This window comes from Variovorax sp. YR216 (assembly GCF_900107745.1).
Classification (GTDB): domain Bacteria; phylum Pseudomonadota; class Gammaproteobacteria; order Burkholderiales; family Burkholderiaceae_C; genus Variovorax.
This window is the reverse complement of record NZ_FNRO01000005.1, coordinates 87,007-106,479: the sequence shown is the minus strand read 5'-3', so window position 1 is coordinate 106,479 and position 19,473 is coordinate 87,007. Positions and strand designations below refer to the sequence as shown.

Annotated in this window: 15 protein-coding genes; 3 read left to right on the top strand and 12 right to left on the bottom strand. The window is 68.1% G+C overall.

Going from position 1 to position 19,473, the window contains the following annotated elements; all coding sequences use genetic code 11:
• Window positions 1-4: 4 nt before the first annotated feature.
• The 3 genes from BLW05_RS16575 to BLW05_RS16565 are packed head-to-tail and all read right to left on the bottom strand — an operon-like array spanning window position 5 to window position 2,747.
• On the bottom strand, window positions 5-1,699 hold the full coding sequence (locus BLW05_RS16575; RefSeq protein ID WP_093164223.1) for a sensor histidine kinase: 1,695 nt from the start codon (window positions 1,697-1,699) through the stop codon (window positions 5-7).
• Window positions 1,696-1,941, bottom strand: a complete 246-nt coding sequence (locus tag BLW05_RS16570; protein WP_093164221.1) for a PP0621 family protein — start codon at window positions 1,939-1,941, stop codon at window positions 1,696-1,698. The genes BLW05_RS16575 and BLW05_RS16570 overlap by 4 nt, the downstream gene beginning before the upstream one ends.
• Complete coding sequence (locus tag BLW05_RS16565) at window positions 1,938-2,747, bottom strand: cytochrome C assembly family protein (protein WP_093164219.1); 810 nt, start codon at window positions 2,745-2,747, stop codon at window positions 1,938-1,940. The genes BLW05_RS16570 and BLW05_RS16565 overlap by 4 nt, the downstream gene beginning before the upstream one ends.
• A 132-nt stretch (window positions 2,748-2,879) precedes the next feature.
• On the opposite strand from BLW05_RS16565, the gene ffh reads away from it, so the two are divergent.
• Window positions 2,880-4,250 (top strand): signal recognition particle protein, encoded by a 1,371-nt coding sequence (gene ffh / locus BLW05_RS16560; RefSeq protein WP_093164217.1) that lies wholly within the window; start codon window positions 2,880-2,882, stop codon window positions 4,248-4,250.
• A gap of 144 nt (window positions 4,251-4,394) precedes the next feature.
• Here ffh and mdoH read toward each other — a convergent pair whose 3' ends face one another.
• The 6 genes from mdoH to BLW05_RS16525 all read right to left on the bottom strand — a co-directional run bounded on the left by mdoH (window position 4,395) and on the right by BLW05_RS16525 (window position 12,379).
• Entirely contained in the window at window positions 4,395-6,401 is a 2,007-nt protein-coding gene (gene mdoH / locus BLW05_RS16555) for a glucans biosynthesis glucosyltransferase MdoH (protein WP_093164215.1), read from the bottom strand.
• Between the two features lie 405 nt (window positions 6,402-6,806).
• A complete protein-coding gene (locus BLW05_RS16545; RefSeq protein ID WP_371126946.1) occupies window positions 6,807-8,144 on the bottom strand; it encodes a sigma 54-interacting transcriptional regulator in 1,338 nt (445 codons plus the stop codon).
• Between the two features lie 95 nt (window positions 8,145-8,239).
• The gene (locus BLW05_RS16540; RefSeq protein WP_093164211.1) at window positions 8,240-8,893 is read right to left on the bottom strand and encodes a hypothetical protein; all 654 of its coding nucleotides are present in this window, start codon (window positions 8,891-8,893) and stop codon (window positions 8,240-8,242) included.
• A 31-nt stretch (window positions 8,894-8,924) separates the two neighbouring features.
• Window positions 8,925-10,352, bottom strand: a complete 1,428-nt coding sequence (locus BLW05_RS16535) for a sensor histidine kinase (RefSeq protein WP_093164209.1) — start codon at window positions 10,350-10,352, stop codon at window positions 8,925-8,927.
• On the bottom strand, window positions 10,352-11,716 hold the full coding sequence (miaB, locus tag BLW05_RS16530) for a tRNA (N6-isopentenyl adenosine(37)-C2)-methylthiotransferase MiaB (protein ID WP_093164208.1): 1,365 nt from the start codon (window positions 11,714-11,716) through the stop codon (window positions 10,352-10,354). The genes BLW05_RS16535 and miaB overlap by 1 nt, the downstream gene beginning before the upstream one ends.
• Window positions 11,717-11,887: 171 nt before the next feature.
• Window positions 11,888-12,379, bottom strand: coding sequence for a hypothetical protein (locus tag BLW05_RS16525; RefSeq protein ID WP_256330347.1), 492 nt, complete (start codon window positions 12,377-12,379; stop codon window positions 11,888-11,890).
• Between the two features lie 227 nt (window positions 12,380-12,606).
• Here BLW05_RS16525 and BLW05_RS16520 point away from each other — a divergent pair, with 227 nt between their 5' ends.
• Entirely contained in the window at window positions 12,607-13,851 is a 1,245-nt protein-coding gene (locus BLW05_RS16520) for an efflux RND transporter periplasmic adaptor subunit (protein WP_093164206.1), read from the top strand.
• Window positions 13,848-17,003 carry an efflux RND transporter permease subunit gene (locus BLW05_RS16515; RefSeq protein ID WP_093164205.1) on the top strand — a complete coding sequence of 1,052 codons (3,156 nt, stop codon included), beginning with the start codon at window positions 13,848-13,850 and terminating at the stop codon, window positions 17,001-17,003. Before BLW05_RS16520 ends, BLW05_RS16515 begins: the two co-directional genes overlap by 4 nt.
• 19 nt (window positions 17,004-17,022) lie before the next feature.
• On the opposite strand, the gene BLW05_RS16510 is transcribed toward BLW05_RS16515, so the two are convergent.
• The 3 genes from BLW05_RS16510 to BLW05_RS16500 are packed head-to-tail and all read right to left on the bottom strand — an operon-like array spanning window position 17,023 to window position 19,467.
• Window positions 17,023-17,961: an alpha/beta fold hydrolase gene (locus tag BLW05_RS16510; protein ID WP_093164203.1), complete on the bottom strand. Its 939-nt coding sequence runs from the start codon at window positions 17,959-17,961 to the stop codon at window positions 17,023-17,025.
• Window positions 17,954-18,760, bottom strand: coding sequence for a serine aminopeptidase domain-containing protein (locus BLW05_RS16505; protein WP_093164202.1), 807 nt, complete (start codon window positions 18,758-18,760; stop codon window positions 17,954-17,956). Before BLW05_RS16505 ends, BLW05_RS16510 begins: the two co-directional genes overlap by 8 nt.
• On the bottom strand, window positions 18,757-19,467 hold the full coding sequence (locus BLW05_RS16500) for a 4'-phosphopantetheinyl transferase family protein (protein WP_093164200.1): 711 nt from the start codon (window positions 19,465-19,467) through the stop codon (window positions 18,757-18,759). Before BLW05_RS16500 ends, BLW05_RS16505 begins: the two co-directional genes overlap by 4 nt.
• Window positions 19,468-19,473: the final 6 nt, after the last annotated feature.

The window sequence follows — 19,473 nt, the reverse complement described above, 5'->3', positions numbered from 1 at the left end:
GGCGCTATTGTGTCAGCCGGCTTTCGGCCGGCGCAAATGCGACGAAGAACTCGTTGCCCTCGGCGCCTCCTGGCGAGAGGGCCCTGCGCTCGTAGCCGATCGTGGCGCCGTGGCGCTCGCACAACTCGCGGCAGAGAAAGAGGCCGAGTCCGCTGGAACGGCTCTCCGAGGAGAAGAAGGGTTCGAACAGATGCCGCTGCACCGCCGGTTCGAGCGGCGCGCCGTCGCTCCAGACCTGCAGGCTCGCGCGGCCCGCGGGGCTGAGGCGGGTCCCGACCTGGATGGAGCCTTCGCGCTCGCCGGCATAGCGCGCCGCGTTGTCCAGCAGATTCACGAGGATGCGGCGCAGGTGCTCGACGTCGAAGCGCACGTCGCATCCTGGTGCATTGAGGGAGAGCAGGACGCCTTGCTGCTGTGACTGCAATACCCACTCTTCCGCGAGCGTGCGCACCGTGGAATCGAGGCTCACCTGCTCGGCCAGCGGCAGCACGCGCTGCTGACGGGCGCGGGCGACGTCGAGCACATCGTCGACGATGCGCGACAGCCGCTGCGCGTTCTGCTGGACCATCGTGGTGAGCTGGCGATGCGCCGGGTCGACGAGGTCCTCGCTCAGGAGGGCGCTCGCTTGCGTGATCGCGGCGAGCGGATTGCGGATCTCGTGGGCGACCGCGGCGGACATCCGTCCCATGGCCGCCAGCTTCTCGGTGCGAATGCGCGCTTCGAGCTCGCGCAGATCCTGCAGGAACATCACGCAGAGGCTTTCGGTGCGCGCGTCCCTGGACTGCGTGAGCCGTGTGCGTACGCGGACTTCGCGCGGTGTGCCTTGCGACTGTGCGATCGGAATCTCGCGAGCCTGAGACGATCGCCGCGCAAAGGTCTGGCGCGCCAGCGCAGCCAGGGGAACCCACGCTGGATGGGCGCTCAACGCGAAGGGCAGCGGAATCTGGGCCAGGCCCTGGCCGAGGATGGCGTCCGCGGCCGGATTGGCTGCATGGACCTGCCCTTGCGCATCGACCACCAGCACGCCTTCGCTGAGCGTCTCGATCACGAGGTCGTTGAGCAGCGCGTGCATCTGCGCGGTGCTGCGGCTGCGCTGCGCCAACGCTTCCTCGCGCGTCAGCCGGCGCGCGAGTTCGTGCGCAAGCAGCGCCACCACGAAGAGACCCGTGCCCGACAGCGCCGCCTGCACGATACGCGGCGAGGTGTCCGATGGCTGCTCCACCCAGTACCAGGCGGCATGGCCGAGCAGCAGCAAAGTGGCCGCTGCCGTGGTGCCGAGGCCGACTGCGCTCGTGCCGAGCACAGCGCCCATGAGCACTGGCAATGCGAAGAGCGGCGTGTAGTTGATGCCGCCCACCTGCATCACCTGGAACGCCGTGTACACGACGAGGTCGAGCCCGATGGTGTAGAGCCAGGCACCACCGAGGCGGCGCATCGGCTTGAACGGCGCGTAGCGCGCGGCAATCAGGACGGCCACCACGTAGGCCGACGAAAGCGCGATCGCCGGAAGGTTCGCCGGCTGGCCCCCGAGCGCCAGCCCGATGCCCTGCAGCAGCAGCAGCACCGCCGCGACAAAGCAGCGCGCCGCCATGAACCCGCGCCAGAGCCGCAACTGGGCCGGGCTCTGGGTGCTGATGAATTTTTCGAGCGAACTCCAGTCCGTCGCCGGGTCGCCGCGTGACCAGAGGTAGGAGGTCATCCCTGCTCTTCGGCGGTCTTGCGGTGGGCCGCGCTGCAGTAGATCCGGCCGGCGTTGCCGCGCACGGCGTCCGTCGCCGGCAGGTGCAATCCGCAATGTGCGCAGCGGACCATTTCCTTCGGCGCGCCCACGGCGGGCTGGGCGGGCGGTGGCGGCGGGCGCGAGCGCAACTCTTCCTGCCGGCCCTTGCGCCAGAACCAGATGGCGATGAAGACGACGGCCAGGACCAGGAGGTATTTCATGCAGGCGTGCGAGACAGGACGACCTCGAGGACGAAGCGCGATCCCACATAGGCGAGCAGCAGCAATGCCGATCCCGCGTACAGGACGCGCCGCGCGGTGCGGCCGCGCCAGCCGAAACGCGCGCGGCCGATCAGCAACACGGCGAAGGTGGCCCACGCGAGGATCGAGAACACGGTCTTGTGGTCCCACTTCCACGCGCGGACGGCGGCGCCGTAGAGCGTCTCGCTGAAGAGGATGCCCGCGAGCAGCGTGGCCGACAGCAGCACGAAGCCGGCAGCGACGAAGCGGAAGGTCAGCCGCTCCATCGTGAGCAGCGGCACTCCGCTCTGCGTTTCGGCCGCCAGGCGGATCTGCCGCTCGGCGCGCGTCATGAGCCAGGCGTGGATCACCGCGGCGCCGAAGAGCCCGTAGGAGGCGATGCCGAGCGCCAGATGCAGCGGCAGCCAGGGCGAAGCCGCCACATGCAGCGGCGTCCCCGGAAAGAGCACCGCCAGCAGGACGGCGATCGCGCCCAGGACGGCCAGCGCGCGCCGAACCTTGAGTTGCGGATACAGGCGGCTTTCGACGGCGTACACCGTGAGCACCAGCCATGCCGTCATGGAGATCGCCGGCGCCCAGCCGAACCGCGGCACGCCGCCGGTCAGTCCATCGGCAAGGGTGCAGCCGTGCAGCAGCCAAGCCAGCGCCAACATCCACTGGGTGGACGCCCGACTGAGCCAGGAAGACGCTGCGGCCGTGATGCCATAGGCGACGGCGGTGGCGATGCCCAGTGCCACGCCGAGTGGGGAGGGGATCGCTAAAATCATTGATCGAGTTTAGCTCGCCCCCCAGCCTCGCCCACTTCGTGTGGCTCTGACACCCCCCTAGCGGGGGGCAACACCGGCGGCCCGGCAGAGCCGGTTCCGCGGTGTTTCTCGGCTTTCAAACAGGTACCTCTCATGGCTACTGCCCTCTCTGAAAAGTTCTCCCGCCTCGTCAAGCATGTCAGCGGGCAGGCGCGCATCACCGAAAGCAACGTGCAGGACATGCTGCGCGAAGTGCGCATGGCGCTGCTCGAGGCCGACGTGGCGCTGCCCGTCGTGCGCGACTTCGTCGCCCGCGTCAAGGAAAAGGCGATGGGCCAGGAGGTGCTCGGTTCGCTCAAGCCCGGGCAGGCACTGGTCGGCATCGTCAATCGCGAACTCGCCGCCACGATGGGCGAGGGCGTGGCCGATATCAATCTGGCTGCGCAGCCGCCGGCGGTGATCCTGATGGCCGGCCTGCAGGGCGCGGGCAAGACCACGACCACCGCCAAGCTTGCGAAGCACCTCATCGAGAAGCGCAAGAAGAAGGTGCTGACCGTCTCGGGCGACGTCTACCGCCCGGCCGCGATCGAGCAGCTCAAGACGGTGACGAAGCAGGCCGGCGCCGAATGGTTCCCGAGCACGCCGGACCAGAAGCCGCTGGACATCGCACGCGCGGCGCTCGACCACGCGCGCCGCCATTTCTTCGACGTGCTGCTGGTCGACACTGCCGGCCGGCTCGCGATCGACGAAGTGCTCATGCAGGAAATCAAGGAACTGCACGCCGCGCTGAACCCGGTCGAAACCCTGTTCGTGGTCGACGCGATGCAGGGCCAAGACGCGATCAACACCGCCCGTGCCTTCAAGGAGGCGCTGCCGCTGACCGGCATCATCCTGACCAAGACCGACGGCGATTCGCGCGGCGGCGCGGCACTTTCCGTGCGGCAGGTGACCGGCGTGCCGATCAAGTTCGCAGGTGTCAGCGAGAAGATCGACGGGCTCGAAGTCTTCGACGCCGAGCGCCACGCGGGCCGCATTCTCGGCATGGGCGACATCGTCGCGCTGGTCGAGCAGGTTACGGCCGGCGTCGATGTGGCGGCGGCCCAGAAGCTGGCGGCCAAGGTCAAGAGCGGCGCGGGCTTCGACCTCAATGACTTCCTTTCGCAGCTCCAGCAGATGAAGCAGATGGGCGGCCTCTCCAGCATCATGGACAAGCTGCCCACGCAGCTTGCCGCCAAGGCCACAGATGCCGACATGGCCCGCGCCGAACGCGACATCCGACGCAAGGAGGGGATCATCAACAGCATGACCCCGCTGGAGCGCCGCAAGCCCGAGTTGCTCAAGGCCACGCGCAAGCGCCGCATCGCGGCCGGCGCCGGCGTGCAGGTTCAGGAAGTGAACCGCCTGCTCAACGAGTTCGAGCAGATGCAGGGAATGATGAAGAAGATGAAGGGCGGCGGCCTCATGAAGATGATGAAGCGCATGGGCGGCATGAAGGGCCTGCCCGGCATGGGTGGAAGGTTTTAGCTCGCCCCCAGCCTCGCCCACTTCGTGTGGCTCGGGCACCCCCTTCCGGGGGCAATACCAGCGGCCCGGCGGAGCCGGTTCCGCGGTATTCCTGGAAAAGAAAAAGCCCGCAAATGCGGGCTTTCTTGTTTCCGGCGAGTTGGCTCAGGCGGCGCGTGCCAGTCGCACTGCGTGCATCCATGCGCGGCGCAGCACCGCCGGCGAGCGCGATTCCTCGGGAATCAGCAGGAAGCCGCGATCGCGCAGCGAGTTGCCCAGGGCGATCTGGCTGGTCAGCACCGTGAGCGGGATCGCCAGCAGCAGCGGCAGGCCAACCGGCATCAGCCAGGTCAACGCGCTGGCGTCGATCAGTGCCACACCGACGGCGAGCGCGGCGATCACCAGCGTCATCGGGGCCAGTTGCCGGACGGCGATGCCCCACGGCACGGCAGCGGCTTCCCGCGGAGGCGACTTCCAGTCGAGCTTGATGCCCGTGAGCGCCACCACCACGAAGAGCGAGTGGGCCAGCATGCGGACCGGGGCCTGGACGATCGCCAAGGCGCTTTCGAGCGCGGCGCTCTTGAGCAGGCCGCCGATGCCACCGAACTGGCGCTGCTCATTGCGCAGCACCACGGCCACCACGCCAAGCACGCGGGGCAGGAACAGCAGGCAGAGCGTCCACACCCAGAGGCCGGCCAGCTCCATCGGCATGGCGAGCCAGTGCTCGACCACGCTCGAGCCGGTGAGCCACAGCGCGGTGCCCAGCGTCAAGAAGGCGAGCCAGAGCGGCGCCGACGCATAGGCCATCGTGCCCGTCACGAACATCGCGCGGTGGACCGGGTGCAGGCCCGGCTCCGCCATCAGGCGCGCGTTCTGCAGGTTGCCCTGGCACCAGCGGCGGTCGCGCTGGAGTTCGGCCAAGAGGTCCGGCGGCTGCTGCTCGTAGCTGCCGACCAGGTCGGCCACCAGCCACACGTGGTAGCCGGCGCGGCGCATCAGCGCGGCTTCGACGAAGTCGTGCGACATGATGCCGCCCGACATGCCGCCCTTGCCCTTGATGGGCGCGAGCGCGCAGTGCTCCATGAAAGGCTGGACGCGGATGATCGCGTTGTGGCCCCAGTAGTGCGATTCGCCGAGCTGCCAGAACTGCATGCCGAGCGTGAACAGCCGGCCCGTCATGCGCGAGGCGAACTGCTGCGCGCGGGCATGCAGCGTGACGTGGCCGATGGCCTGCGTCGCGGTCTGGATGATGCCGGCCGTGGGGTTGGCTTCCATCAGCTTGACCATCGAGGTCAGGCAGTCGCCGCTCATGACGCTGTCGGCGTCGAGCACGACCATGTAGCGGTAGTCCTTGCCCCAGCGGCGGCAGAAGTCGGCCACGTTGCCGGCCTTGCGGTGCGTGCGGCGGGTGCGCAGGCGGTAGTAGACCTCGACCTGCGGCTGGTTCGGGCTGTCGGCCAGCGCGGCGCGCAGGTCTTCCCAGGCCTTGCGCTCGGCGGCGGCGATCCCGGGTGTGTAGCTGTCGGAGAGCACGAACACGTCGAACTGCTTCGCGTGGCCGGTGGCGGCGACCGATTCGCAGGTCGCGCGCAAGCCGGCGAACACGGTCGGCACATCCTCGTTGCAGATCGGCATGATGATCGCCGTCCGCGCCTCGGGGTTCATCGGGTGGTTGGCCACCTGCTTTGCCGAGAGCGCGTGCTTGTCGCCGCGCACCGAGACATAGAACCCCATGAGGGCGGTCACGAAGCCGGTCACGACCCAGCCGGAGAGCACGCCGTAGAGCGCGATCTGGCTGTATTCGAGCCACAGGTTGTCGTAGTCGGGCTGCACGCGGGCGAACAGCGTCGAGGCGATGGCGGTGCTCAGCACAGCGAGCGCCAGGAACGCGAAGCGGCGCTGGGCCGCGGCGCGTTGCCACGGTTGCTGGGGCGCGCGGTTCGCCTTGCTCTGCGCGGCGGCCATCTGGGCGGCATTGCCGACGCCGAGCTTGACCAGCAGCGCAGTGCCGATGCTGTTCCAGAAGCCGCGCCACGGACGGGGCGTCATGGAGCCACGGTTGATGGGGGGCGCCGTCACCGAGTTGGGATGGCGCTCTTCGCGAAGAAGGCCGCGGCGCGAGAAATCCGCGTCCGTCAATACCTTCAGTTGGGAGAATTCGTTGGGCTTCATCCGCGGCTCATCGTTGCTTCTGGACGGAGGGCGTGTCGCCGATTGCCGGAAAACGCTTGAACACGCAGTCCGGCGCGATTCCGCTGGATGCCTCGAGAGCGGCCAGCGAATGTCCCGCTGCGCGGGGGCGCGAGAGGGAAAACTGCTTTTGACGCAGGCCGTCGCGCTGCGGACGCAGTGCGAAAGAGGGGCTGGAATGAGCTGTCATGCCTTTACAGGGGCATATCCTGTGCCAGCTCGAAATTTCTCTTTTAAATCAAAGGCTTAGTTTGATTTTTCGGTGTCTGGCGAGGGCCCGAGACCCTGAAGGCCTCCAAACCTGCCGAATTTGTCGTCAAAGCCCGACAAGCCATTGAGTCTGACCGTAAAACTTCAATGAAATCAACAGCTTAATGGTGTCGCTGGTCAGCGACCTGACTCGCCGGACTGCGACACACCGTCGGCCTTGAAGTGGCCGGGGGTCAGTTCGTGCTTCTGCAGCAAACGGTAGAACTCGGTCCGGTTCCGGTCGGCGAGGCGGGCTGCGTCGGCCACGTTGCCGTCGGTCAGCTTGAGCAGGCCGACCAGGTAGTCGCGCTCGAAGCGCTGCTTGGCCTCGGCGTAGGTGAGCACCTCCACACTGGGAACCCGAAGCGCACGCTGGACCAGCGCCAGCGGAATCAGCGGCGAGCCCGACAGCGCGCACACCTGCTCGACCACATTGAAGAGCTGCCGGACGTTGCCGGGCCACGAAGCCATGGTGAGCGCCTTGAGTGCTTCGGGCGCAAAGCCGGAGAGCCGCTTGCCGTACTTGGTCGACAGTCGCTGCAGGAAGTGGTTGGCCAGGAGCGGAATGTCCTCGCGCCGCGCGGAAAGCGGCGGAAGGCTCAGTGTCACGACATTGAGGCGGTAGTACAGGTCCTCGCGGAACTGGCCCGCTTCCATCGCGGCGTCGAGGTCGCGGTGCGTGGCGGAGATGATCCGCACGTCGACCGTGATGGACTGGCTCGATCCGACCGGCCGCACCGCGCGTTCCTGCAGCACGCGCAGCAGCTTGACCTGAAGCGCGGGCGGCATGTCCCCGATCTCGTCGAGCAGCAGCGTGCCGCCGTCGGCTTGCTGGAACAGGCCCTTGTGATTGGCCACCGCGTCGGTGAAGGCGCCCTTCACGTGGCCGAAGAGCTCGGATTCGAGCAGCGCTTCCGGGATGGCGCCGCAGTTCACCGCCACGAACGGCTTGGAGGCCCGGGCGCTCGCGCGGTGGATGGCGCGTGCCAGCAGTTCCTTGCCCGCGCCGCTGTCGCCGCGAAGCAGCACGCTGGCATCGGACTTGGCGACCATGCGCGCTTCGGCGAGCAACTCGGCCATCCGGTTGCTGCGGCTCACGATCTCGGCGCGCCAGCTTTCGTCGCCGCCCTTGCCGGACGCTTCGGTCGGCGCGGCGAGCGCCAGTGCCTGCGCGATCTTGTCGAGCAGCTCGCGGCCCTCGTAGGGCTTGGTCAGATAGGAAAAGACGCCGCGCGAAGTGGCTTCGACCGCATCGGGAATCGTGCCGTGCGCGGTCAGCAGGATGACGGGCAGGGTCGGATGGCGCTTGCGGATTTCGTCGAAGAGCGCAAGGCCGTCGCGGCCGGGCAGCCGGACGTCGCTCAGCACGAGTTGCGGGTGCTCGATCTCCAGTTGCGTGAGCGCGGATTCGGCGGAGGTCACGGCCGTGACCTGATAGCCCGCGGCGGTCAGGCGCATCGACAGGAGCCGGAGCATGTCCGGATCGTCGTCGACGACCAGGAGGCGGGCGCCGCGCGATCCTTCGAGCCCGGTGGCGGACGGCTGCGTGGACGAGTGCGGTGCCGGACTGTTCACTGTGCGGGTTTCGGATGGGCCGCCGGCGCGGCCGGCGGCGGGTTGTTGGGGCGCGCGAAGCTTCGTTCGATGGCGCGCAGCGCTTCGATCCGGTCGTTGAGCTGGTCGATGCGCCGTTGTGCGTCGCGCAGCTGCTGGGCCTGCTTGTCTCGATCCTCTTCGACCCGCCGTTGTTCCGCGATGCGTGCCACGAGCGTGCGTGCGAGGGGCTGCAGCGGCTGGGCTTCGGCCGACGGATTCGCGACCACCTTCTGCAGCAGGCTCTGCGCGCGTGCGAGGTCGGCCGGATTGCGGGTCTGCGCGAGCACCAGTGCGGTCTGCATCTGCGTCGTGGGCGTTTCGCCGAGTTCGCCCAGGCGGTTGAGTTCGTTCCCGAGTTCGGGCGCGCCGAGCGGCCGGATCCTGTCCGCGTAGGCCAGCATGGCGCCGACCGGGCCCTGCGTGAGTTGCGAGAAGATGCCGCCCGGCTGGGTGGCCGGAGCGACCGGTTCCGCCTCCACCGGCGTGATTGGCGGAGGAGGAGGCGGCAGCACCGGAACCACGACAGGCTCCGGCGATGGCTTGCGCGGCGGCGCGCTGCAGCCGGCCAGCAGCACCGGCGCGACGAGCGTCATGGCGATGGCGGACCTGCTGAAGATCGAAAAAGACATGGATCGGACTGGGAAACTGGGGCGGTGGGCGTCAGGCGGTACGCGGCAGTTCGATTCGGAAGCGCGCGCCCGGCCCATCCGGCAGCAGCGAGATGCGGCCGCCGTGGGCTGCAATGTACTCCTGCACGATCGACAGGCCGATACCCGTGCCTTTCACCGAATGCTGGGGCTGCCGCTCACCGCGGTAGAAGGGTTCGAAAATACGGTCGCGGTCGCTCTCGGCGATACCCGGGCCCGCGTCGCCGATCTCGATCGCCGCGGTGTCGGCGGTGCCCGAGACGGTCATGCTGATGGTGCCGCCGCGCGCCGAAAAGCGGATCGCGTTCGACAACAGGTTGGCGATCGCGGTACCGAGTTTCGTCCGGTCGACCACCACCGAGATCGGTTCGCCCTCGGCGCGCACGGTGAGCCCCTGGGCCTGCCATTGCAGGCGCTGGGATTCGATCTGCTCCTCGATCAGCGGCAGCAGCGCGGTGCGTTCGCGGCGCAGTTCGCGCGCCTCGAAGGCCGCCGCATTGAAGCGCAGGAGGGCCTCGATCTGTCCCTGCAGTGCAACGGTGTTCTGTTGCAGGATCTGCGCCACCTCGCGCTGCGCGGGGTTCAGCGCGCCCGTCACGCCGTCTTCCAGCAGCGAGACGCCTTCACGCAGGGCCGCCAGCGGGGTCTTGAGTTCATGCGACACATGTCGCAGGAAGCGTGCCTTGTCGGCATCGAGCTCGGTGAGCCGCAGCCGCAGCCATTCGAGCTGCTGCGAGACACGGCGAACGTCCGAGGGGCCGTGGATGTCGATCGGTTCGTCGAGCCGGTTCTCGCCCAGGCCGACGATCGCGCGCTGCAGCCGCTTGAAGGGCCGCGCGAGCCACACGCCGAAGGCCAGTGCGAGCGACACGGCCAGTGCACTGGCCGCGACCACCAGCCGCATCAGCCGCCTGCGCGCGGTCTCGATGCGCTCCGCCAATGCCTTGTTCTGCGTCTCGATGAGGAACTGCGCCTGCTGGGCGATGTTGGTGTTGAGGGCGTCGAGGTCGCGGAACTGCATCGCCATCGAGCTTTCGCGTGCGAGCGCGGTTTCGGGCGCGCCGCTCATCAGGCCCTGGATCACCTCCATCTGCTCGCGCCACTTCTGGGGGCCGTCGGCGCCGAGGCCGTTGGCGGTGAGCCGGTCCAGCACCTGCCGGGCATCGCGCGTGGCGTCGTCGAAGCGGCGGCGCAGCACCGCGTCGTTGAGCACGAGCGACTGTCGCCCGGCGCGCTCCATCGCGGCGGTGCGCTCGGCCAGCGACTGCGCCGCGCCCGACAGCGTGAGGGCGCGCGCCGCAGCGTCGCGACTCTCTGTCATGAGCAGGTCGTACTGGAACACCGCGCGTAGCGCGACGCCCACGAGCAGGGCGGTGATGAGAAGAAACGCGAAGAGCAGCAGTTGCTGGAACGAGCCGCGCGCGGACATCGATTTCGCCATCAGGCGACAGTCACCGCGGGACGGCCGGCCTGGGTCGACTCGGAGGTCAGGACCTCGCCCCGAAGGGTATAGGCGAGCGATTTCGTGATGCGCAGGTCGATCATCTGGCCGACCAGCCGCGCGTCGCCTTCGAAGTTGACGACGCGATTGCACTCGGTTCGACCCATCAGCTCGCGTGCGTTCTTGCGCGACGCGCCTTCGACCAGCACGCGCTGCACGGTGCCGACGCGGGCCTCGCCGAAGCGCTTGACGTTGCCGTCGATCACGCCCTGGAGCTGCTGCAGCCGAGCGAGCTTGACCGAGTGCGGCGTGTCGTCATGCAGCGCGGCGGCGGGGGTGCCGGGGCGGGGGCTGAAGATGAAGCTGAAGCTGGCGTCGAAATCGAGGTCGTGGATCAGCTTCATCATCTTTGCGAAGTCCTCATCGGTCTCGCCGGGGAAGCCGACGATGAAGTCGCTGCTGAGCGCGAGGTTCGGGCGGATCGCGCGCAGCTTGCGCACCGTGCTCTTGTATTCCATGGCGGTGTAGCCGCGCTTCATCGCCATCAGGATGCGATCGCTGCCGTGCTGCACCGGCAGGTGCAGGTGGCTCACCAGTTGCGGCACGCGGGCGTAGGCCTCGATCAGCCGCGGAGTGAATTCGTTGGGATGGCTCGTGGTGTAGCGGATGCGCTCGATCCCGGGAATCTCGGCGACGTATTCGATCAGCGTGGCGAAGTCGGCGATCTCCTCGGTGTCGCCCATGCGGCCGCGATAGGCATTCACGTTCTGGCCGAGCAGCGTGACTTCGCGCACGCCCTGGTCGGCCAGGCCGGCGACCTCGACGAGCACGTCGTCCAGCGGCCGGTTCACTTCCTCGCCGCGGGTGTAGGGCACCACGCAGTAGCTGCAGTACTTGGAGCAGCCTTCCATGATCGAGACGAAGGCGGTCGCGCCTTCGACACGCGCGGGCGGCAGGTGGTCGAACTTCTCGATCTCCGGGAAGCTGATGTCCACCTGCGGGCGGCCTTCGCGGTCGCGCTGGCTCAGCATCTCGGGCAGGCGGTGCAGGGTCTGCGGGCCGAACACGACGTCCACATAGGGCGCGCGGGCGATGATGGCGTCGCCCTCCTGGCTCGCGACACAGCCGCCGACGCCGATCTTCACGCCCTTGGCCTTGAGGTGCTTGATGCGGCCGAGGTCGGAGAACACCTTCTCCTGCGCCTTCTCCCGCACCGAGCAGGTATTGAAAAGAATGAGGTCGGCCTCTTCCACGTTCGTGGTGGGCTCGTAGCCCTCGGCGGCGCGCAGCACGTCGGCCATCTTGTCCGAGTCGTACTCGTTCATCTGGCAGCCGAAGGTCTTGATGAAAACTTTGGGGGTCATATAAATCTCCCGGGAAATGCGGTGTCACAGCCTGCGCGCTGACTTCGCGCGGGGCACCGCGGAACTGGCTTTGCCAGGCCGCCGGTGCCGCCCCCGGCGAGGGGGTTGGCGGCTACACGAAGTGAGCGAGCCTGGGGGTGAGCTTAGGTTCTCAAGCCTGGGGGCGAGCTTTTATTGCCCGTAGCGGGGCAATTGGTCGAACGGGGTCTTGCCGTCGTCGCGCGGACCACTTTCGGCCACGAACGGCCAGAAGTTGAAGAGCGGCCGGTCGGCCGTCGCGCGCTTGGTCGCGGCTTCCTCGGGGGTGAGGATCCAGACTTCGCGCACCAGGCCAGCCGCGTCACGCGTGTAGTTCACCAGCAGGTTCTGGCCGGTGATGGACGCGGGCATCACCAGCATCCGGTTGGCGCTCATGATGCGCGCACCGGGCGACAGCTGCTCGGTGCGGCCGTCGAGCTGGATCTGCGGGTAGTTCACCACCATGAATTGCCCGCGCAGCGTTCCGACCGGGAAGTTTCGGCCCCCGTTGGCGGCTTCGTTCTGGGTGTTGGGGATCTGCGCGGTCTGCGCCGCGGCGGGAGAAGAAAAGAGCGCGGCCGGCATGACCACGGCGCCCAGGGCGGCCAGCACGATGGAATTCAGGCGTTTCTTGCAGCGGTTCATGGGGTTCATCCAGAGGCTGGGGATCGCCGATTTTAGCGGCCACCCCTCAAGGCCCGGCCCTGTCTTCGTGCCGTTGTGCCTGGACGCTTTACTTATCTTTACGGAAGGCGGGGTGTCTTTCCCCTGCGCACTGCTCCAATAGCTGCCGCCGGAAAACCCCCACATGTCGCGCCCCTAGTGCGACTCCCATTCCGGCATGTCGAGCTTCGATCCATGATGGATATCCCATGAAGAAAAATCTTGTACTCACCCTGACCGGGGTGCTGGTTGTGGCCGCCGCCGCAGGTGGTTGGTGGTGGTCCGGCGCCAAATCGCGCCAAGGCGCTGAAACCGCGTCCGCTCCGGGCGGCAAGGCTCCCAACGGCGCGCCGGGTGCCGGGGCGCCGGCGCTCGTGACGCTGGCAGTCGCCAAGAAGCAAAGCGTGCCGGTCACGGTGCAGGTCAACGGCAGCGTGGTGTCGCTCAACAGTGTCGACCTTCGGCCGCAAGTGACCAACACGGTGCGGCAGGTGCATGTCAAGGAAGGCCAGTTCGTCAAGGCCGGCCAATTGCTCTTCACGCTCGACGACCGGCCCGACCAGGCCAATCTCGCCAAGGCCAAGGCGCAGCAGCAGAAGGATGAAGCCGTCCTGGCCGACCTCGAACGCCAATACCGCCGCAACCAGGAACTGGTGGCCCAGAACTTCATCGCCAAGAGCGCGGTCGACGCCACGCTTTCGCAGCTCGAGGCGCAGCGCGCCGCCGTCGCCGCCGACCGCGCCGCGGTGCAGTCCGCCGAAGTGGCGCTGGGCTATGCCTCGCTTCGCGCGCCCATCGCCGGCCGCATCGGCGCGGTGAACATCTATCCCGGGACGCTGGTGCAGCCCACGCTGTCGCTGGTGACGATCACGCAGCTCGACCCGATCGCGGTGAGCTTCCCGGTGCCCGAAGGCAAGCTGCAGGACCTGCTGGCGGCAGCCCGCTCCCACACGCCGGTCGAGGCGGTGGTGCCCGGCCGCAAGGACACGCTCAAGGGCCAGCTCAACTTCGTCGACAACACGGTCGACCCGCTCATCGGCACGGTGCGCGCCAAGGCGGTGTTCGACAACGCCGACCAGAGCCTCTGGCCCGGCCAGTTCGTGGAGACGCGCGTCACGGTGCGCACCATCGAGGACGCGACCGTGGTGCCCGCCTCAGCGGTGATGATGCTGACCGAGGGCGCATCGGTCTACGTGATCGATGCCGAAAAGAAGGCGACGCGGCGCAAGGTGGAGTCGGTCTACACCTTCGGCACGCAGGTCGTGGTGCGCGGCGTGCAGCCGGGCGAGCAGGTGGTCATCGAAGGCAAGCAGAACGTCCGCCCGGGCGGCAAGATCCGCGTCGAGACCAACGGCGGGCCGCAGCGCCCCGACGGTCAGGCGCCCGGCCCCGGCAGTGCCGCGACAGTCGCGCCGACCAATGCCAGCCTTGTCGCGGAACGGGAGCGCGCATGAACATCTCCGAGCTGTGCATCCGTCGTCCCGCGATGACGGTGCTGCTCTCTGCCGCGGTGGTGGTCATCGGGATCTTTGCCTACTTCCAGATCCCGGTCGCGGCACTGCCGAGCTACAACACGCCGGTCATCAACGTCAATGCGCAACTGCCGGGCGCAAGCCCGGAGACGATGGCGTCGTCGGTCGCGCTTCCGCTCGAGAAGCAGTTCTCCACCATCCCCGGGCTGCAGACGATCAGCTCGGTCAACACGCAGGGCACGACCTCTGTCACGCTCGAATTCGTGAGCTCGCGCGACATCGATGCGGCCGCGGTCGACGTGCAGGCGGCGTTGCTGCGCGCGCAGCGCCAGCTGCCGCAGGAGCTCACCCAGCTGCCTTCGTACCGCAAGGTGAACCCGGCGGATGCGCCGGTGCTGTTCATCGCGATGACCTCGGATTCGATGACGCCGTCCGAGCTCAACGACTATGCCGAGAACCTCGTCTCGCCCACGCTCTCGACCATCGACGGCGTGGCGCAGGTGGTCGTCTACGGGCAGAAGCGCTTCGCGGTGCGCATCAAGGCTGACGCCGACCTGCTCAACGCGCGCAACATCACGCTCGACGAACTGGCCAACGCGGTGCGCCTGGCCAATGCCAACACGCCGGTGGGCGTGCTCGATGGGCCGCGCCAGACGCTCACCATCCAGGCCAACGAGCAGCTGCTCAAGGCGGCCGACTTCGCCAAGGGCATCGTTGGCCAGCGCAACGGCGCGCCGGTGCGGCTGGACGAGGTCGCGACCATCGAGGACAGCTTCGAGTCGGTCAAGACGGGCAGCGCCTACAACGGCAAGAACTCCATCTCGCTCGCGGTGCAGCGCCAGCCGAACGCGAACACGGTGCAGGTGGTCGACGCCGTGCGCGCGCTGATGCCGCGCTTCCGCGAAGAGCTGCCGCAGTCGGTCGAGATCAGCGTGCTCAACGACCGCTCGCTCTCGATCCGCGAGGCGGTGCACGATGTGCAGCTCACGTTGCTGGGCACCATCCTGCTGGTGGTACTGGTGATCTTCCTGTTCCTGCACCGGCTGGTCGCGACGCTGATCCCGGCGCTCACCATCCCGATCTCGCTCATCGGCGCGGTCGCGCTGCTCTATGCCTTCGGCTACAGCCTCGACAACGTGTCGCTGCTCGGCATCACGCTCGCGGTGGGCCTGGTGGTGGACGATGCGATCGTGGTGCTCGAGAACATCATGCGCTACGTCGAAAAGGGCATGGAGCCCTTTGCCGCGGCGCTGCGCGGTGCGCGCGAGGTGGGCTTCACCATCATCTCGATCTCGATCTCGCTGGTGGCGGTGTTCATTCCGATCTTCTTCATGCCCGGCGTGATCGGCCTCCTGTTCCACGAATTCGCGGTGGTCGTCGGCCTCGCGGTGATGGTGTCGGCGGTGGTTTCGCTCACGCTGGTGCCGATGCTGGCGAGCCGCCTGCTCAAGCATGTGCCGCGCAAGGGGGGCGCCCTCGACCACGAGGAAGAACACCCCGAGCCGGGCACGGCGATCGGCCGGGCTTTCGAGCGCGGCTACCGCTGGGTGCATGCCAGCTACATGCGCACGCTGGACTGGACGCTGAAGCATCGACCGGTGATGCTGCTGGTGGCGCTCGGCACCTTCGCGCTCACGGCGTGGATGTTCATCACCATCCCCAAGGGCTTCTTCCCCGAGGAAGACATCGGCCAGATCCAGGTCACGACCGAGGCGGCCGAGGACATCTCCTTCCCTGCGATGAAAGCGCTGCAGGACCGCGTCGCCGAAGCCATCATGGCCGACCCGAGCGTGGACTACGTCAACTCGTTCATCGGCGTCGGCGGCCCGACCGCGACGCAGAACGCGGGACGGCTGTTCGTGGTGCTGAAGCCGCGCAGCGAGCGTGCGCGCATGCCGCAGGTGCTCGAATCGCTGCGCAAGCGCTTCCGCGAGATTCCGGGCGTGGCGGTCTACATGCAGCCGATCCAGAACCTGCGGCTCGGCGGCCGCCAGAGCAAGGCGCGCTTCCAGTACACCCTGCAGAGCGTCAGCGCCGGCACCATGAACGTGTGGTCCGAGAAGCTCATGGAGCGCATGCGCGCCGACCCGATCTTCCGCGACGTCACCAGCGACTCGCAGAACCGCGGCCTGCAGGCCACGCTGGAAATCGACCGCGACAAGGCCGGCGTGCTCGGCGTCGCGGTGGGCGACCTGCGCACCGCGCTCTACAACGCCTACGGCGACCGGCAGATCGGCAGCATCTACGGCGCGAGCAACACCTACCAGGTGATCCTCTCGGCTGCCGACAGCGACCGGCAGTTCGAGGAAGACATGTCGCGCCTGTCGGTGCGCAACAAGGCAGGACAGCTCGTGCCGCTGTCGGCCTTCTCGACGGTCAAGCGCACGGTGGGCCCGACCTCGATCAACCACCAGGGGCAGCTGCAGGCGGTCACGGTGTCGTTCAACCTCGCGCCGGACGTCCCGCTCGGCGATGCGACCTCGAAGATCGACCGCTTCAAGGAAGAGCTCAAGATGCCGCCGTCGATCATCACCAGCTACGGCGGCGATGCGGCGGTGTTCCAGCGCTCGCAGTCGAGCCAGGCAGTGCTGCTGGTGCTCGCGGTGCTCGTGATCTACGTGCTGCTCGGCGTGCTGTACGAAAGCTACATCCACCCGATCACCATCCTCGCCGGCCTGCCGTCGGCGGCGGTGGGGGCGCTGATCTCGCTCAAGCTCTTCGGCTTCGACCTGACGCTGATCGCGACCATCGGCATCCTTCTCCTGATCGGCATCGTCAAGAAGAACGCGATCATGATGATCGACTTCGCGCTCGAGGCGCAGCGCACCGAGGGCATGAAGCCGGTTGAAGCGATCCGCGAGGCGTGCCGGCTGCGCTTCCGTCCGATCCTGATGACCACGCTGGCCGCGATGATGGGTGCTCTGCCGCTCGCGCTGGGCCTCGGGGCCGGCGCCGAGCTGCGTCAGCCGCTGGGCGTCGCGGTGGTGGGCGGGCTGATCTTCTCGCAGGTGATCACGCTCTACATCACGCCGGCGATCTACCTGGCGCTCGACCGCTACAGCGGCAGCGGGCCGCTGCAGGAACTGCCCGGGGAGGAGCTGCCCCAGCCGCACGGCGCCGGCGCGGCGGGCTGATCGACCGGGGACGGCGCGGTCAGGCGACCGCGTCGCGTTGTAGGGCGAGACCGCCGCGGATGGTGCTGGTCAGCCCGCCCGGGCGGCTGGCGGCGGAGGCGTACGGCGGTGTCTCGCGGTGCGCCACGCGCAGCACCCAGTCCGACGCGATCGTCATGAAGGTCTCCTGGGAGGCCAGCGACGTCAGGCTGTGGTCGAGCAGGGGGTCGAACACGTATTCGATCTGCTTCGCGAACGGCTCGTTGACGAACGGGCCGAGCTGGTCGCGGTTCCGGTCCGTCACGGTCAGGGTGCCGCTGTAGAGGAACAGCATCGCCACATTGCGTTCCACCGTCTGCGTCATCGCGCGGCGGAAGGTCGCGGCGATGACCTCCGGCGAATCGGGCTCGAACATGTCGGTCGACAGTGCCGCCGCGGCCTTCGCGGAGAACTTGCGATGCAACCAGCGCCCGGTCTTCTCGATCATCGCGGGGTTGGTCGCCGCTGCGACCGCGCGGCGGAACGTGCGCTCCCACAGCGCCCTGCGGCCGAGGAACGAATAGCCGTCGAACATCAGCACGCCGACCACCCGCGAGTCGGCGGCGGCCAGCGCGAGGCCATTGGCCGCGCCCGAGCACAGCCCGATCACGACGAAGCGGCGCACGCCGAGCATGGTGCCCATCAGGTTCATGGCGCCCTGCATGTCCAGCACGGCCTGCGTGCGGTAGTGCTCGGAGCCGCTGGCCGCGCGGCTGTCGCCGAGGCCCGCGAGGTCCATACGGATGGTGCTGATGCCGTGCGAGGCCAGGCGCCGCGCGAGCTTCACGTTGATGCGGCGAGGCCCGACCCGGTGGGTGGCGCCCATGTTGAGCAGAACGCAGGCGACCGGCTCCATCGGGCCTTCGCTCGGCGTCGTGACGATGCCGATCAGCGAGCCGTCGGGCCCGAACTGGACGGGTGTTTCCTTGGTGTCAGTCATGTGCTTCCGCCATGAGACGTTGCAGCGCTTCGGCCGGCACCATGGCGTTGTTGGGTTGCGGGTCCGAAGTCCAGACCAGCGGATGCTGGAACGACGAGAGCGTAACCGGCATGCGGCGTTCGGATTCCGCGCGTGCCCATTCCTGGGCCGCGCGGTCCTCGGGGTCCGCGAGCACGGTGGTCTGGTGCAGGGCCGTGAGCTGGAGCGCCTTCGGTGACAGCGCGCGCAACTGCTGCCGCAGCACGGGCGACACGCCGAAGCCGAGCAATTCATCGGTGAAAGCGTCGCTGTCTTTCGCCAGCCGGCGGCGCCAGTCCGGGTCCGGCACGCAGAAGGAGTGTTCGAGCGCATCGACGTGACTGGCGCGCAGGCTGTCGATGTAGCGCGCGCCGTCGATGATCGGGTCCCAGAGGATCAGACGCGCCGGGTCGCAATGGCCGCTCTTCGCGGCGAGCACCGCCGCGGATGCGCCCAGCCGCGCGCCGAGCCACAGGATGCGGCGACCACCGACGCGGCGGCGCAGTTCCTCGTGCGCGGTGCACACATCGCGCCGCCAACCCTCGAGTTCGCCGGAGAGGTCGTCGCCCGGCGAATCGCCGGTGCCGTGATAGTCGAAGCGCAGCACCGCGGTCCCCGAGCGCGCGAGCCGGTCGGAGAGCACGCGGAACAACCGGTGGGCGCGAATCGCTTCCTGGCCGATCGGCATGCAGATCAGCACCGCCAGGTTGCTGTCGCGTTCGGGCGCATGAAACAGCCCGAACAACTGCCGGGAGGGAGGGCCGAAAAGCATGGGCGTCATGCGTACAACTCGCTTTCGTGGAAGGGGCGCCGCGCCCCCGTATCGGTGGAGATCCGCCTCGCGATCGCGCAGACGACGCCATCGCCGCCGTCGAAGGACGAGATCGTGACGCGTGCCGTCTCTCCGTCGACCGGGATGCGGGTCTCGCACGTGCCTTCGTCGACGCCGGCTTCGAAGCTGCGCGTGTCGACGCCCAGGCCGAGGCCGACCGCCTTCAGGCAGGCTTCCTTGCGCGTCCAGCAGGTGAAGAAGGCGCGGTCGCGCAACGCGGGCGCGACGGCTGCCAGCGCTCGCTGCTCCGCATCGGTGAAATAGGCGGCGGCCATGGCCTCTGCGTCGGACATGGGACGCAGCACCTCGACATCGACGCCGACCTCGGTGTTGCCATCGGCGATCGCGATCAGCGCGACCGATTGACTGTGACTCAGATTGAAGTGCACGGCGGGCGGCCACGCGAGCGCCGGCTTGCCGGCCTTGCCCGGCAGGAATTCGAGCATCGAGGCGGCAACGCCGGTGTAGGCCGCGAGCACCTGCCGCAGCGCGACATGCGCCGCGACGAAGCGCTCCCGGTCGCGCGCGAAGACGAAGCGCGCGGCGCGCTCGCGCTCATCGCGCGACAGGCACCCCGTCCCCCAGGTCGCTGCGTCAAGATCGACCCGCCACACATGCTCGGGCGCACGCCGGGTGATGGGGGTGATCGTCGACACTGCGCC